Here is a 15,252-nt window from a genome sequence, read left to right as displayed (position 1 = left end):
TGCGAGAAACACGAGCGGTCCGGGGCCCGCGCCGAGACGCGCTCGCGTCAGAACACGCTGTCGGCGGTGGCCGCGCCGACGACGCTGAACACCGCGCCGACGCTGATCGCGCGGAGCGTGATACCGACCGTCTCCATCGAGGGCTGGCCGTCCACGTACGTCTCGCCGAGGAAGGTGCCGGGCGCGCCGAACGCCAGCGAGAGGATGGCGACCGACCCGAACGAGACGAGCATCAGCGAGACGAACCGGGTCGGGACGCCGGCGACCTCGGACTCGCGGTCGGGGTCGCGGTCGTCATCGGCCTTGTAGAGCGCGCCGTAGCCGATGAGGAAGACGATGAGAACCGTCAGCAGCGCCTGCAACGAGGTCATGTCCGTCGCCAGCACCCACACCTCCTCGGTGACGACGAACGGCCCCGCGAGCAGGAACCCGCCCACCGTCTGCTGGGCAGAGTCGGCCAGCGCGTACCGCTTGCTTCGTCCGACCATACGCGACGTGACACACCGCGCGGATAAAAGCCCCCTGCTGTTCGACGGTCGAAGCGAGCGGTCGTTCCGAATCCGTTTTGTCGCTGGCACGTCTCCCTCCCCGCATGAGCGTCCGCGAGGAGTTCGACGACTGGGCGGCCGACGGCCGCGACAGGGGAATGGAAGACCGCCACTGGCACACCGCCAAGTACGTCCTGGCCCGGATGCCGGTCGAGACGGGCGACACCGTGCTGGACCTCGGAACCGGAAGCGGGTACGCCGCCCGCGCGCTCCGGGACACCAAGAACGCCGGACGGGCCTACGGACTCGACGGGTCGCCGGAGATGGCGCGCAACGCCACGGAGTACACCGACGACTCGCAGGTCGGTTTCCTCGTCGGCGACTTCGACCACCTGCCGTTCGCCGACGACAGCGTAGACCACGTCTTCACGATGGAGGCGTTCTACTACGCCAACGACCCCACCGAGACCCTTCGGGAGGTCGCCCGCGTCCTCCGACCCGGCGGCACCTTCTTCTGTGGCGTGAACTACTACGAGGAGAACGTCCACTCCCACGAGTGGCAGGACAACATCGACGTGGAGATGACGCGCTGGTCGGCGGCGGAGTACCGCGAGGCGTTCCGCGAGGCGGGCCTCTACGTCGCCGAACAGGACAACGTGCCGGACCGCGACACCGAGATTCCCGACGTGAGCGAGTTTCCGACCGATAGCTGGGAGTCGCGTGAGGCGATGGTCGAGCGATACCGGGAGTTCGGGACGCTGTTGACGGTCGGTGTCGCGCCGTAATTTCGGGCAGTTCCGTCCGGCGAATCGGTGTGTAACGACGAACGACCGCAGTAATCTGCCGAGACGTATTCTTCCCTATCGGGTAAAAAATTAAATACTACGACAGATAAGGTGTTGGAGTAATGGACCGGAGCGGCGCTCGCCGTCTTTTTGCTCTCCTCGCGTTGGGCGTACTCGTGTTTACGTCGGGATGTGCGGATTTCCCACCGAGTCCGACGGTCTGCATCACGTGTGAGAAAGGAATCGAAAACGCCACCGCCGATGGTCCCGACGTGTCGGTCGAATCCAGCGAACTCGGGATTCGCGTGCGAGAAGATGGAAATTCGCGATGGACCGTCCGGGCAAACCTTTCGGGGCCGGACGTCGGTGAGTTGCGTTCCGATCCAGACCGGGTGTCTCGACTCGCCCGCGAGTCGGTAACCGGGGCCGTCGGTGACGTCGCACCGTACGTCGCTATTCACGGAGGGAACGTGACGAATCTCTCGGCACGGATGGAAGACGACGTACTCGTCGTCTCGTTCACGGTCTCGAACGTGGCCCGCCGAGGGTTCGGGGAGGTACTGCTGGTCGATTACTTCGACACCGAAGGGCGAGGACCCTCGTCGTATCTGCTGGGGGCGGACCGCGTGGTCGTTCGCGGACCGGCAGGAACCGTCGCTACGAACTACCCTCCGGAAGCCAACGTAACGGAGCGAGGACGAGCCGTCGTCTGGCGGTCCTCGGATACCAGGGTCGTCACCGGGGATACCTACGTCGCGTTCGCTCCCGACGACCGACTTTCGACGCGACTCGCTACTCGGAGCACCGTCACTTCGCACGTCGCCAGTTGGGCGGCACCGAGAACGGCACGAGTAGGGTGGCTGTACGCACTGGGACTGCTCGGGGTGACGGTACTCGTCTCTCGCAGTTTCGCGGGGAAGTCGCCGGTTCGACGCGTCGGACGAGGCGACTCGCTTCGCGCCCGGTTCGCGGACAGACCACCCGTCGACCTTCCCGCCGTCGTGGTACTACATGCGGGACTCCTCGTCGGTATCTTCGGCGGCGTCGGAAGAACGCTCGTCGGCGAACTGTTCGTATGGCCCCTGATAGTCTCCGTCGGAGGCTTCCTCCTGCTCGGGGTATCGATAGGTCGATATCCTCGGGCGAGTCGGTTCCTCGCTTTCTCGCTCGGAGGAGTGCCGTTCGTCGTGGCGAGCGCGCTCGTCACGTCTTCTCGGCCCAGTTCGACCCCGCAACTCGACCTCCTCGTCTTCGTGGTCGTCCTGTTGCTGTTAGGGACGCCATCGTTCGTCCTCGGAACTCGATTCCGGCGAAGGAGCGACGCCGAATCGTCCTCCGAGAGCTAGCCGAATCGTCTCGACCGTTCGTTCGAAACCGTCGTAGTCGTCACTCCGCGGTCTCCCGCGCGAACGTGTAGAACTCGTCGTTCGGGCGCATGTTCGCCATCGTCGCCATCCGATTGCTCAGATTGAAGAACGCGGTCACACTCCCCACGTCCCAGATTTCCTCGTCGGTCAGCCCGACTTCGCGGAGCACCGCCATATCGTCCTCGGTCACGCGGCCCGGCTTTTCGGTCAACTTCACCGCGAAGTCGAGCATCGCTTTCCGGCGCTCGGAGAGGTCGGCGGCGCGGTGGTTCGTGGCGAGTTGGTCGGCCAGTTTGGGGCGCTCGCTGTAGAACCGGCAGAGCGCGCCGTGGGCGACCACGCAGTAGAGGCAATCGTTGACGCCGCTGACCGTGACGACTATCATCTCGACCTCTTCGCGGTCGAGCGGCGTGTCCTCCACCAGCGCGTCGTGGTACTGGAAGAACGGCCGGAAGTGGCTCGGCTTGTAGCCGAAGGCGCGGAAGACGTTCGGCGTGAATCCCGCGCGTTCGGTCTCCTCCGCGATGCGCTCTCGGAGGTCCTCGGGCAGGTCCTCCACGTCCGGAACCGGAAAGTTCGTCATCGCCTCGTCTGACATAGTAGACCCGACGCGGGTTCTCCATTTAGTTCTCACCGTGGTCAGAAAGGGCCGGCCGCACGGACGGCGAGCTACGCGTCGTTCGAGAGTCGGTACTCGTCGTCTGTCTGCGTCAGCGTCCCGTCGGCCACGAGTTCGTCGAGCGCGCGTTCGACCTCCTGTGGCTCGACGCCCGCGTTTCCGGAGAGGACGGCCTTGAGCGTCTCCTCGCTCACCGTGTCGGACTGGTTCTCTTCGGCCTGTTCTGCGATAACGCGCTGGATTCGCTGTTTCAGGTTCCCGGACATGGCTCCCCGACGTTGGTTTGAACGCCCGTCGATGTGAATCGTTTCCCCGTGCGACGGCCGCTTTCGGTCGCTCGACGTCCGAATCTCTCGAAATCGTACCGCCGACGCAGTTCCGCCGCTCAGATTCCGCGGACGGTCTCGATGACGCCCGTGCTTTCGAGCGTCATCCACGCGAGAAACAGGACGTAGAGGCCGAGTAGCGCGTAGGCCTCGGTGTCGGTGAGTTCGAGGTGAGTGCGGGTGACGACGACGAACACGAGCGTGGCGAAGGCGAGGAATCCCATCATCGGAATCGCCATGAGGAAGTTGACGGTGGCCGACCCCGCGAGGAGGACCCCGACCGGGATGGCGACCAGGAGGTTGAACGTGTTGCTTCCGAGGACGTTCGTGAGGCTGGTGATGCTCTCGTCGTTCTTCGCGGCGTTGATGCTGACGAACGCGTCGGGAAGGCTCGTCGCGGCGGCGATGACGGTCAACCCCCACAGGAAACTCGGCGTGTCGAATATCGCCCCGAAGCCGAGCGCGGCGCGGACGATGACCTCGACGCCGACGGCGATGAGGACGAGCGAGACCGCGAGAACGCCCCACTCGCGGCCTGGGCTCACGTCGATGGTGTCAGTCGCGACGTAGTCTCGGGTGTCCTGATACTGGAGGAAGACGTACACGCCGTAGGTGGCGAGCGGCATCACCACGAGCGCGGGCGTGAGAATCGCCGCCGAGTTCGTCCCGCCGGGGACGTAGGTGGCTCCAAGAGCGAACGTAATGAACAGCACGAGGACGCTGATGATGTAGAACTGGGCGTCCTTGTGGACGATGTCCCGGGTCACTTCGAGCGTCTCGCTGGCGAACGCGGAGAGCGCCGGGATGACGAGCAGGTTGAAGATGGCGCTCCCGACGATGGCCCCGACGCCGAGACCGAACTCGCCGTGCAGGAGCGTACTGATGACGACCGAACTGAGTTCGGGAAAACTCGACCCGATGGCGACGACGACGGCTCCGTGGACGGCGACCGGCAAACCGTAGTGCTTGCTGAGACGCTCCGCGGAGCGTTCGAGGAGTTCGCTTCCCTTCCAGATGATAGCAGTCGCCACGACGGCCAACAGGAGATACCAGAGGACGCCATTCATCGGGTTAACCGTGGTACTCCTCGCTGAAGATACTGGTGGGTCGCTTTGGCGGACTGGATTTCGCCGAGTCGGGTTTCGCTGGACCTTCCCGTCCGTTCGCTACGCCTGCTCGCCCGCCAGAACCTCGACTTCGAGCCAGTTCTCCTCGGGCGGGAGCGGACAGGCGAACGTCTCGCTGTAGGCGCAGAACGGCGAGTACGCGATGTTGAAGTCCACCACCATCTCGCTTCCGTCTTCCAACTCGCCCTCGGTCTCGAACTCCATGTACCGGCCGCCCTCGTAGGTCTGCTGGCCCGTCGTCTTGTCCCGGAACGGGACGAACAGTCCGTCTTCGTCGGCTTGCTGGCGATAGGCCGCGAGTTCGCGTTCCTCGTCGCCGAGTTCGAAGTGGAGCGTGGCGACCCGGAGGTATCGCTGGGGCGGTCCCGCGCTCACGTCCATCTCCACGGGGTCTGGCCGGTCGTGGACCTCGACGGTGGCGGTTACGCGGTAGTCGGGGTCCGGGCCGAAGTAGTCGAGACTCTCGAAGTCGTCGCGCTCCTCGGGCGGAATCGGCGACTGGGGATGCTCGGCGAAGAAGTCGTCCTTCTCGGCGCGGTGGGACCGGAGTTCCTCGCGCCACTGGTCGGCGTCGAAGCCGTCGGTGTCTGCAGACTCGGTGTCGGTCATGGCTGGTCGTACTCGTTCGCGCCGGGTAACGCTTCTCATCACTCTGGAGCGGTCCCGTCCATTCGCGGTCGGTGCGGTCTCGGTGGACTCACGATAACTGGAGAATTCGGCGGGAACGGAGCGGAAGACGGTGACGAGAGGCGAGGTGCCGATTCGCCGGGGATAGCTACTGCCGACTCTGAAGCTGTCGTGGCACGAGACCGATTTGCCGGAGCTAGCTACTGCCGACACCGAGGAGTCACCGCACCGCTCCGCGACAGCACCGCAACCGCGGGCCTCACACCTCCCCAACCTCGGCGGCCGCATCCGCGGCCGCCGTCCCTCGCGCGGTTGGCGCGGCGCTCGTGAGCGCCGCGCCAGCGCGCGCCGGGTAGTCTGTCCGGATTCGAGATATACGAATCATTCTAAAACATCTATATACATTTCTAAAACAAACATCTACAATTCCATCAGTCGCCGACGAGAACGCGGGCCTTTTCCCGTCTCCTTCCCTACCGGCGGTATGGACAAACGCGAGCAGTTCCTCGCGGGCGAGCGACCCGAGGACGTGGCGCTGTTCCTCTCGGACTCGTTCGTCGAGGGCGAGGGCGACGGACTGGCCAAGCACGGCGAACAGGTAGACGGCGGCGTGGTGCTGGTGGTCGAGGGCGACCAGGGCCGGAGCGTGTTCAAGACCGCGACCGGCATGGACGCGATGGGGTTCGCCAAGCAGGCGATGGGCACCGACGGCGAGATAGCCCGGGACCTCGCGGGCGGCGACTGCCCCGACTGCGACGGGTCGGTCGAGTTCATCTTCGCCTTCGCCGAGGAGCAGAACGAGGAGGTCGGCGGACTCTACGCCGAAGGCGAGGTCATCCACGCCTACGCCTACTGCGACTGCGGGACGGCGTACTCCGAGAAGTGGGTCACTAACGAAGCGGAGTAGACGGCGGATTTTCGGGAATCTTCGGTCGCGGTCTTCGTCTTCTATCCGGAGTGAGCGACCCGCAGAACCGGAACTGACGCGTTCTCGAAAGCCCCGGTCGCTGAACCCGCCGGGAGGCCACTGCACGCTGGCCCAAGTCGTTTTCCCGCTGACGATTGCAGGGTCGCCATGGACGACTTCGAGCGCGTCCCCGTCGAGGACTGGAACGCCATCGCGGACCACCTCCGGGAAATCGCCGCGGACGGAGAGGTGTCCGAGAGCGGCGAGGGCATCGAGATTACGGTCGGGAGCGCGACCTTCCTCGTCACGAAAGACGGCCGCGTCTCGGCCGGAATGCCGCTTCACGACTTCGAGGACGGCGGCGTCGAGGCGCTCTACTTCGACCACGACGCCGACGCCATCCGCGTCGAGGGCGGCGACCTCTCCTACGAGTTCCGGAAGCCCTGAGTCGTTTCCCTGCCGTCGAAAAGCGTTTCCTCCCGCGGTTCCTCGGTCACGCCGATGAGCGACTTCGACTCGGGCGCGGCCCCGTCTCGCCTCGACGCAATCGCGGTCGGAAGCGCGGTCGTGGACCGCGTCTACGCGCTGACCAACCTTCCCGAACCCGACGGCGGCGCGTTCGTCCGCGACGAGGCGACCGCAATCGGCGGGGTCGCCGCGAACGTCGCGGCCGGACTCGCTCGCCTGGGCCGCGAGTCGGGCGTGGTCTCGCGCGTCGGCGACGACGCCGCGGCCGACCGAATTCTGGCCGACCTCCGCGAGCGCGGTATCGACGCCCGGCGAGTCCGGCGCGGCGCGGCCGGCGAGCGAACCTCCTACTCGATGATTCTGCGCGACCCCGAGGGCGAGCGCATGATAATCGCGGGCGGCGAGAGCGTCCCGAACCTCCGACTGTCCCGCGACGACTTCGACTACCTCCGGCGGGCCGACCTCGCGTTCACCAGCGCGTACGCGCCCGACCCCGTCGTCTCCGACCTCGTAACCGCCGCCGAGTGCGACGACGACGAGTTCCCGCCGCTGGTCTTCGACCTCTCGGGACCGCTCTCGGAACTCGAAGACCGCGCCACCCGACCCGAGACGCTCGACGCGCTCCTCCCGATCTGCGACTGCTTCGTCGCCAACGAGGTGTCGGCCCGGTCGTACCTCGGCGCAGTACCTCGCGAGGCCATCGCGGAACTCCGCGAGCGAGGCGTCACCAGAGCGGCGGTCACCCGCGGAACGGACGGTGCGCTCCTGCTCACCGAGGGCGGCGAAATCGTAGAAGTCCCCGCGTTCGAGGTCGAGACCGTGGACACCACCGGTGCGGGCGACGCCTTCACCGCGGGCCTGCTCCACAGTTGGCTCCTCGGCGGTCGCTCGCCCGAAACCGCCGGGCGCTTCGCCGCGGCGACCGCGGCGCTCAACTGCACCGCCGAGAACGCGCGAGGTGGACTGCCGACCGCCGAGGAGGTCCGAGCGTTCCTCGAATCGAATTAGCGCGTCTCGTCGGCGGCCTCGACCAGTCTCTCGACTCGCTTCACGGAGACCGGACTCGTCGTCTCGCCGTCCTGCTTCAGCGCGGTCCCCACGATGGCTCCGTCGGCGACTCCGAGCAGGTCGCCGACGTTCTCGGGAGTCGCGCCGCTTCCCACGAAAATCGGCGCGTCGAGTCCCCCTTCGTCGCGGGCCGCCGCCACCGCTTCGAGGTGGTCGCTCGCGACCTCGTGGCCGGTGCCCGCGCCGGAGACGACCACTCCCTCGGCCAGTCCGCGTTCGACCGGTTCCGCGACCGCCTCGGCGTCGAGCGGTCGCTCGGCGAGGGCGGCGGAGTGTTTCACGTCGAGGTCCGCGAGGATGGCCGCGTCTGCGTCGAGGCGTTCGCGCAGGCGAACCGTCTCGTGGGCCTGCCCCTCCACGACGCCCTGGTCGGTCACGCGCGCACCTACGTGGACGTTCACGCGGACGAACTCGGCCTCGACTGCGGCCGCGACCGAGAGCGCGGCTACGGCGTCGTTCCGGAGGACGTTGATTCCCATCGGCAGGTCCACTTCTTCGCGGACGTCGGCGGCCACGCGGGTCATCGACGCGACGACGTGTTTGGGCACGTCGTCGGGGTAGAAGGGCGCGTCCCCGAAGTTTTCGAGCATCAGCGCGTCCACGCCGCCCGCTTCGAGTCGTCGGGCGTCACGTAGGGCGGTTTCGCGGACCTGCTCGAAGTCCCCGGAGAACTTCGGCGCGCCCGGAAGTGCCGGGAGGTGAACCATGCCGACGATGGGTTTCTCGGCGTCGATTGCGAGGTCAGAAGTCGTCATTCTTCGGTCTCGTCCGCGGTTGCGTCGTCCGCTTCCGTCTCGTCCTCCTCGTCCCACTCCAGATTGTAGAACGCCTCTACGATAACCTGTTTCGCCACCGCGCCGCGGGTCGTCCAGTGGTGGGCGTAGTCGAGCATGTCGTCGTAGATTCTGGGCTTACATCCGGCGGCCTTGGGGTGGCCGCCGCCGTTGACCTGCCGAGCGACCTCGTGGGCGCGCTCGAAGTCGTCGGTGCCGCGAATCGAGGCGCTTCCGGAGGGCTTGACGACCACCGCGGCGTCGGTACCCTGCTGGCGGAGCGCCTCGGCGACCTCGTTCTGCGAGCATCGGCCGTAGGTCACGCCGACCGTCCACGGACCGACCTCCTCGACGTCGGCGCGGGCGACCGCCTTCTCGATGAGGGCCTCCTTCTCGACGCGCATCTCGGCGAGGAACTCCTGTACGTCCTCGGGGAGGTCCGCGCCGTGTTCGGCGACGGCGTCGATGTACTCCTCGGGGTCGGCCCAGTAGGAGAAGTCGGCGAGGTCGTCGCTTCGGGGGTCGTCGCGGATCCAGAGGTCGTGGTCGCGGGTGACGGCCGCGAGTTCCACGAGGTACTCCGGGAAGTCGTAGTCGATAGCCCGGACCGCGACGTCGGCGGTACACTCCTCCTCGCTGTCGCCGATGACGAGGTTCACGCCAGCGTCGCGGACCGCCTCGGCCACGGGGTCGGTCCACTGGTGGTGGTCGAACCAGTGGAGTTCGCCCGCCTGGTCGGCCAGCACCTCCAGTGCCTCGCCGACGTCGTCGTAGGTGTCGGGACAGAGGTCGCAGACGAAGACGGTCGCGCCGGGTTCGCTGTAGTCGGCGACGCGTTCGAGGGCGTCTTCGAGGTCGTGGGGGCCGGCGTCGATGAGCGCGGCCTCCCCGTACACCTCTCGGACCAGCGCGGTGCAGGCCAGACCGTCGGCGTCGGGGTCGGCCACGACCGCCACGTCGGCCCCGGTCAGAGTGGCCTCGGCCTCGGCTTCCTCTTTCGCTTCTTCTACGGAATCGGGGATGAAAAAGCCCTCTCCGGGCAGAATGGACTTTCGCTCGATAGAGAGATTGTCGTCATCGATGACCCAGTCTTTCATACCCTCCTTTCCGGGTGGAGGGTGAAAGAATCCTCGGGTGTCGGACGAGGGTAGGGGTAGTCACGCGATAGCAGGCCGACCAACTGCTATCGGGTGGGTTGGCCGACCAAACTACAGTCTGGACGTCCTCGCGAATGACGCGAACGAGGACACGGAAGACGCGGTTCGTCTTCCGGCGGACTGAAAGGGGCCGCGCTCGCGGGTGCTTCCGAAACTGTAAAAACCTTAAACAGGCGCTATCGTTTCACGCCCCGTTTTCGAGTTGCCGGACCGTCAGCACGGGCACGGGACACGACCGGACGACGCGCTCGGCCACGCTCCCGATGAGGAACCGGTTCTCGCCGTGGCGGCCCCGGGTTCCGGTCGCCACCACGTCGGCGTCCTGTTCGCGGGCGTACTCGGTGATCTCGGCCGCCGGGCGACCCTCGCGGACGGCCGTCACCAGCTCTCGGTCGGCGTGGTCGCGCACGGCGTCGAGCGCGTCTTCGCCCTGTGACTCTAAAGCGTCGCGGAGTTCGTCGCGGAGGTCGTCGGGCGAGGACTCGACTTCGCCGGTGTCCACGACGTAGAGTGCGTGGACCCCGGCGTCGAATCGCTCGGCGAGGTCGAGTGCGACTCGGACGGCGCGGGTGACGCTCTCGGACCCGTCCGTGGCGATGACGACGGTATCTATCATAGCGCCTTCTACTGTCGGACGCCTCTTAAACTTCGGTGGGTCGGCGAGTGGGGATCCGGTCGGTGGTCGGCCGAAAGGGGGAGTAGTAATACTGTTACGCGCGTACGAAGGGTCGGTCAGCCACGAGATAACGGTCCCGAACGCGGATTCGCTACGGAGAGTTGGCAAAGAAGTTATTATTTATCTTCGTCTTGTTTGGGATATGTCGTTTTACTCGGCGCTCCAGAGACGGCTCGAATGGATGCAGTCGGAGGATCGCTTCGGCGTTTTCGTGGCACTACTCGCCGTCACCTCGTTCGCGGTGGGATACGCGGGGTGGCAGGCCTCCAGCGGTGTACCACTCGATAGCCTCCTGTGGCTCGCTCCGATCGTCTGTACGAGCGCGGCGTCGATGGGGATGCTCGCGGCGAAAGGCGAGTAAGACGGTTCTTTCGCCGTCGTCGGAGCGCTCCGTGCTGTCTTCCGGCCGCCGATTCCGGTAGAAAAGTGGAAAGGTATTTGCCCGCGGACCTACCACTTTCGACTAATTGTGAGTGACTTACTGTCAATCTCGGATCTGCGGACGCAGTTCAACACCGAACGCGGTGTGGTCAAAGCCGTAGACGACTTCGACCTGTCGATTCGGGAGGGCGAGACGGTCGGTCTCGTCGGCGAGTCCGGGTCCGGCAAGAGCGTCAGCGCGCTGTCGCTGATGCAACTGGTGGACGACCCCGGCGAAATCGTGAGCGGCGAGGCCGCGTTCCGACACGAGGAACTGACCGACGAGTTCGCCCAGCGGTATCCCACCGGAGTCGGCGAGTTCGTCTTCCCCGACGAGGGGTACATCGACCTGCTATCGGCACCCGAAGACGCGATGCGACGGATTCGGGGCGGCGAGATGAGCATGATCTTCCAGGACCCGATGACCTCGCTCAACCCCGCACTGACCGTGGGCGAGCAGGTCGCCGAGAGCCTCCGACTCCACCAGTACGGCGGCCAGAGGAAGGACTCGTGGTGGAACGCGGTCCGAGAGGTCGCGCCCAGCCTCGGCGGGAAGGACATCGACGAAGAGGTCCTGCAGGACACCATCGACATGCTGGAGGAGGTCGGCATCCCCGAACCCACCGAGCGCGTCGAGGAGTACCCCCACGAGTTCTCCGGTGGGATGCGCCAGCGCGTCCTCATCGCCATCGCGCTGGCCTGCCAGCCCAAGCTCCTCGTCGCCGACGAGCCGACCACCGCGCTCGACGTGACGATTCAGGCCCAGATTCTCGACCTCATCAACGACCTACAGGACGAACTCGGCATGTCCGTCCTCTTCATCACTCACGACCTCGGCGTGGTGGCCGAGACCTGCGACCGCGTGGCCGTGATGTACGCGGGCGACATCGTGGAGGTCGGCCCGGTGGACGAGATCTTCCACAACCCGAGCCACCCCTACACCTACGCGCTCCTCGAATCCATCCCGCAGGAGGACAAACAGCGCCTCACGCCCATCGAGGGCAACGTGCCGGACCTCATCGACATGCCCGAAGGGTGCCACTTCGCGCCGCGGTGTCCGTGGGCCCAACCCGAGTGTACCGAGGGCGAGATTCCGAACCTCCAGCACGGTCCCGAGGAGGTAGACCACCGGGCCAAGTGCGTCCTCGAAGAGTTCGACAAGAGCCAGTACGGCGAGGAGTTCGAGGGCATCACGACCCGCGACCACGACATCGGCGACCGACTGGTCGAAGTCGACGGCATGAAGAAACACTTCTCGCGGGTAGAGGGGCTTCTCGACGAGTGGCTCTCCGACGAGATCGAGAGCGTCAAAGCCGTCGACGGCGTGAGCTTCGACATCTACGAGGGCGAGACGCTGGGTCTGGTCGGCGAGTCCGGGTGTGGCAAGTCCACCGCGGGTCGGACCCTGCTCCACCTCGAAGAACCGACCGACGGCCGCATCGTGTTCCAGGGCACGGACCTCTCGGAACTGGACCGCGAGGAGTTGCGGGACCGGCGCAAGGACATGCAGATGATCTTCCAGGACCCCCTGTCCAGCCTCGACCCGCGGATGACGGTGGGTCAGATAATCGCCGAACCCCTCAAAATCCACGGCCTGCCCGAGGAGACTCCCCCGGAGGGAACCTCGCGCAAGCAGCAACGCAAGAACCGGGTCGCCGAACTCATGGAGGCCGTCGGTCTCGAACCCGGCCAGTTCGACCGGTACCCCCACGAGATCTCCGGCGGCCAGCGCCAGCGCGTGGGCATCGCCCGCGCCCTCGCGGTCGACCCCGACTTCATCGTGGCCGACGAACCGGTGTCGGCGCTCGACGTGTCGGTGCAGGCCCAGATTCTCAACCTGCTCGAAGACCTGCAGGACGAGTTCGGCCTGACCTACCTGTTCATCGCCCACGACCTGAGCGTGGTCCGCCACATCTCCGACCGCATCGCGGTGATGTACCTCGGTGAAATCGTCGAAGTCGCCGACACGGACGAACTGTTCGCCGACCCCAAACACCCCTACACGCAGGCCCTGCTGTCGGCGATTCCGGAACCCGACCCCCGGGTCGATACCGACGACCGCGTCATCCTCGAAGGCGACGTGCCCTCGCCCATCGACCCGCCCTCGGGGTGTCACTTCCGGACGCGGTGTCCCCAGATCATCCCGCCGGAGGACCTGGACGTCGAACAGGCCGCCTACCGCGAGGTGATGGACTACCGCGAGCGCGTCGAGGACCGCGCCATCGACCTCGACGCCGTGTGGGACGATGCCACAGGCGGCGAGGATGCGAAGGCCGAGGCCGCGACCGCCGCGGACGGAGGACGGCCAGACGCCTCACCTATGGCGTTCAAGCAGGTCCTCTGGGACCGCCTGTTCGACGTGGAACCGTCGGGCCGCCCACGCGAAATCGTAGACGAGTCGTTCGACCATCTCTCGGACGACGACTGGGACGCCGCCGCCTCGCTCCTGCGCGAACACTTCGAGAGCGTCTGCGAGCGGAAGGATCCGGTCCTGCAGGACGAGGCCCACCCCGCGGCCTGTCACCTCTACGACCAACCTGAATAGTCCGAGCGACCCGGTTCCCGCACGCGACTTCACCATTTTCGTGCCCGACGATGGTTACGGACTGATAGGTGAATTGAACTAATCGACTCGGCGCACTATCCGCTCCCGTAGCCTTATGTCCAAAATGATTGATTGGTACCGTGGATGACTTCAAACGACACGTCCGTTTCAAGGCGTAGCTTCTTGAAGGCGGCAGGTGGCGCGGCAGCGACCGCTTCCGTCACGGGGTACGTCGAAGCGGGAGCCCAAAACGACGTAGCACAGCAAGAGGGCGGGACCGTCACGTTCGCTCGGGGGAACGACTCGGGGACGCTCGACCCACAGAACACGACGAGCGGTGAGGACAGGAAGGTCACCGACCAGGTGTACGACACGCTCATCAAGTTCGAGCCGAACCAGACGAGTCTTCGGGCGGGGTTGGCAACCGAGTGGAATCTGGAGGGGACGACGACGACCCTCACACTCAGGGAGGGCGTCCAGTTCCACAACGGCGAGGAATTCACCGCGGACGACTTCGTGGCGACGGTCGATCGGTTCACGAACCCCGAGTCCGACCTCTTCCCAGGACAGGACTACATCTCGTCGTATGGGCCGTTCACGCTCGGCAACTGGGTCGAGAGCGTCGAGACGGACGGCGACTACGGCCTCACCATCGAACTCAACCAACAGTACGCGCCGTTCCTGCGGAATCTTGCGATGTTCGCGTCCAGCGTCATGTCCCGGCAGGCAATCGAGGAACTCGGAACGGACCTCAGCCAGCAACCCATCGGGACGGGACCGTTCGAGTTCGATAACTGGGATCAGGGTAACGAGCGCATCCGGCTGAGTGCGAACGACGACTACTGGGGCGAGGGCCCCTACATCGACGAGGCAGTGTTCACCGCCATCGGGTCGAACACGACTCGCGCCCAGACACTCATCTCGGGCGGCGCGGACATCATCGACGGTCTCGGCGCGCAGGCGTCCGAAATCGTCAACAACGCCGACAACGCCGAGTTGGTCGAGACGCAGGGCATCAACATCGGCTACATGGCGTTCAATCAGGCTCGATTCGAGCCATTCCGCGACAGGCGGGTCCGACAGGCCATCAGCTACGCGGTGAACACGCAGGCCATCGTCGAGAACATCTTCCGGGGAATCGCGGTGCAAGCGAGCCAACCCATTCCGGAGCAGGTTCTCGGTCACAACGAGGAACTCGACCCGTATCCACACGACCCCGAGCGGGCCCAACAACTACTCGAAGAGGCGGGCTACGGCGACGGCTTCGAGTTCGAACTGGCGACGTTCCAGAACCCGCGGACCTACAACCCCTCGCCGTTGCAGGCGGCCCAGACCGTCAAGTCGAACCTCAACGAGGTCGGCATCACGGTCACCATCAACCAGATGCCGTTCAATCCCTTCCTCGACTACACCGGGCAGGGCCAACACGACGCGACGTTCCTCGGCTGGATGACCGACAACGGCGACCCGGACAACTTCTACTTCGCGCTGTTGCACCCCGGTATCTCGGTCGAGGACGTGCCGGAGGGCCAAGACTGGGTTAGCTTCGACACCGAAGGGTACAACACGACGAACCGGGCTGCGTGGGCCAACACCGAGTTCATGGAGGTCGTCGAGGAGGGTCAGCGGACGCTCGACGAGAGCGAGCGCGCCGAACTCTACAAACAGGCCGGACAGATAGCCCACGACGAAGCACCGTGGGTGTTCATCGACCACGCCAAGGAACTCCGGGGCGTCTCGAATCGGGTTCAGAACTTCCAGATCGCGCCGATCAGCGGGCCGCTTCTGAACCTCGTCAGCGTTCAGGAGTAGCCACCGATTCGATTTTTGAGAGGTGGACGAACGAATACTCAATACCGAGTAATTGTTTTATTTCCGGTCTTTTCAGGTCCGGCATAC

17 protein-coding genes are annotated in these 15,252 nt (G+C 65.4%); 8 read left to right on the top strand and 9 right to left on the bottom strand.

The annotated features are described in order from the left end of the window. Positions 1-47: 47 nt before the first annotated feature. A complete protein-coding gene (locus tag E2484_RS17330; protein WP_137286446.1) occupies positions 48-488 on the bottom strand; it encodes a DUF2391 family protein in 441 nt (146 codons plus the stop codon). Between the two features lie 104 nt (positions 489-592). Here E2484_RS17330 and E2484_RS17325 point away from each other — a divergent pair, with 104 nt between their 5' ends. Both E2484_RS17325 and E2484_RS17320 read left to right on the top strand, forming a co-directional pair. Then, positions 593-1,273 carry a class I SAM-dependent methyltransferase gene (locus E2484_RS17325; RefSeq protein ID WP_137286445.1) on the top strand — a complete coding sequence of 227 codons (681 nt, stop codon included), beginning with the start codon at positions 593-595 and terminating at the stop codon, positions 1,271-1,273. Positions 1,274-1,395: 122 nt separating this feature from the next. Beyond that, positions 1,396-2,619 (top strand): hypothetical protein, encoded by a 1,224-nt coding sequence (locus E2484_RS17320; RefSeq protein ID WP_137286444.1) that lies wholly within the window; start codon positions 1,396-1,398, stop codon positions 2,617-2,619. Positions 2,620-2,659: 40 nt separating this feature from the next. Here E2484_RS17320 and E2484_RS17315 read toward each other — a convergent pair whose 3' ends face one another. The 5 genes from E2484_RS17315 to E2484_RS25735 all read right to left on the bottom strand — a co-directional run bounded on the left by E2484_RS17315 (position 2,660) and on the right by E2484_RS25735 (position 5,724). After that, entirely contained in the window at positions 2,660-3,238 is a 579-nt protein-coding gene (locus tag E2484_RS17315) for a peroxidase-related enzyme (RefSeq protein ID WP_137286443.1), read from the bottom strand. 71 nt (positions 3,239-3,309) lie between these two features. Then, positions 3,310-3,525, bottom strand: coding sequence for a hypothetical protein (locus tag E2484_RS17310; RefSeq protein WP_137286442.1), 216 nt, complete (start codon positions 3,523-3,525; stop codon positions 3,310-3,312). A 119-nt stretch (positions 3,526-3,644) separates the two neighbouring features. After that, positions 3,645-4,652, bottom strand: coding sequence for a sodium:calcium antiporter (locus E2484_RS17305; protein ID WP_137286441.1), 1,008 nt, complete (start codon positions 4,650-4,652; stop codon positions 3,645-3,647). Positions 4,653-4,751: 99 nt separating this feature from the next. Beyond that, positions 4,752-5,321 carry a DUF1684 domain-containing protein gene (locus tag E2484_RS17300; RefSeq protein WP_137286440.1) on the bottom strand — a complete coding sequence of 190 codons (570 nt, stop codon included), beginning with the start codon at positions 5,319-5,321 and terminating at the stop codon, positions 4,752-4,754. Positions 5,322-5,598: 277 nt separating this feature from the next. After that, complete coding sequence (locus E2484_RS25735) at positions 5,599-5,724, bottom strand: hypothetical protein (protein WP_321112699.1); 126 nt, start codon at positions 5,722-5,724, stop codon at positions 5,599-5,601. A 99-nt stretch (positions 5,725-5,823) separates the two neighbouring features. Between E2484_RS25735 and E2484_RS17295 the strand changes: the two genes are divergently transcribed. From E2484_RS17295 to E2484_RS17285, 3 genes are all read left to right on the top strand, one after another. Continuing rightward, complete coding sequence (locus E2484_RS17295; protein WP_137286439.1) at positions 5,824-6,246, top strand: DUF5807 family protein; 423 nt, start codon at positions 5,824-5,826, stop codon at positions 6,244-6,246. 168 nt (positions 6,247-6,414) lie between these two features. Then, positions 6,415-6,693, top strand: a complete 279-nt coding sequence (locus E2484_RS17290) for a hypothetical protein (protein ID WP_137286438.1) — start codon at positions 6,415-6,417, stop codon at positions 6,691-6,693. Between the two features lie 54 nt (positions 6,694-6,747). Next, positions 6,748-7,722, top strand: coding sequence for a carbohydrate kinase family protein (locus E2484_RS17285; RefSeq protein ID WP_137286437.1), 975 nt, complete (start codon positions 6,748-6,750; stop codon positions 7,720-7,722). Here E2484_RS17285 and E2484_RS17280 read toward each other — a convergent pair. The 3 genes from E2484_RS17280 to E2484_RS17270 form a co-directional block, all read right to left on the bottom strand. After that, positions 7,719-8,537, bottom strand: coding sequence for a BtpA/SgcQ family protein (locus tag E2484_RS17280; RefSeq protein ID WP_137286436.1), 819 nt, complete (start codon positions 8,535-8,537; stop codon positions 7,719-7,721). The genes E2484_RS17285 and E2484_RS17280 overlap by 4 nt on opposite strands. Continuing rightward, positions 8,534-9,652 (bottom strand): DHH family phosphoesterase, encoded by a 1,119-nt coding sequence (locus E2484_RS17275; RefSeq protein ID WP_137286435.1) that lies wholly within the window; start codon positions 9,650-9,652, stop codon positions 8,534-8,536. The genes E2484_RS17280 and E2484_RS17275 overlap by 4 nt, the downstream gene beginning before the upstream one ends. A gap of 244 nt (positions 9,653-9,896) precedes the next feature. Further along, positions 9,897-10,328: a universal stress protein gene (locus tag E2484_RS17270; protein WP_137286434.1), complete on the bottom strand. Its 432-nt coding sequence runs from the start codon at positions 10,326-10,328 to the stop codon at positions 9,897-9,899. 202 nt (positions 10,329-10,530) lie between these two features. Between E2484_RS17270 and E2484_RS17265 the strand changes: the two genes are divergently transcribed. The 3 genes from E2484_RS17265 (at position 10,531) to E2484_RS17255 (ending at position 15,165) form a co-directional block, all read left to right on the top strand. After that, complete coding sequence (locus tag E2484_RS17265; RefSeq protein WP_137286433.1) at positions 10,531-10,749, top strand: hypothetical protein; 219 nt, start codon at positions 10,531-10,533, stop codon at positions 10,747-10,749. 108 nt (positions 10,750-10,857) lie between these two features. Beyond that, on the top strand, positions 10,858-13,353 hold the full coding sequence (locus tag E2484_RS17260; protein ID WP_137286432.1) for an ABC transporter ATP-binding protein: 2,496 nt from the start codon (positions 10,858-10,860) through the stop codon (positions 13,351-13,353). Positions 13,354-13,497: 144 nt separating this feature from the next. After that, complete coding sequence (locus E2484_RS17255; RefSeq protein WP_137286431.1) at positions 13,498-15,165, top strand: ABC transporter substrate-binding protein; 1,668 nt, start codon at positions 13,498-13,500, stop codon at positions 15,163-15,165. The last annotated feature ends 87 nt before the right edge of the window (positions 15,166-15,252 follow it).

Origin of the sequence: Halorussus salinisoli (assembly GCA_005239435.1) — an archaeon.
GTDB lineage: Archaea > Halobacteriota > Halobacteria > Halobacteriales > Haladaptataceae > Halorussus > Halorussus salinisoli.
This window is presented reverse-complemented; position numbering and strand designations above follow the sequence as displayed.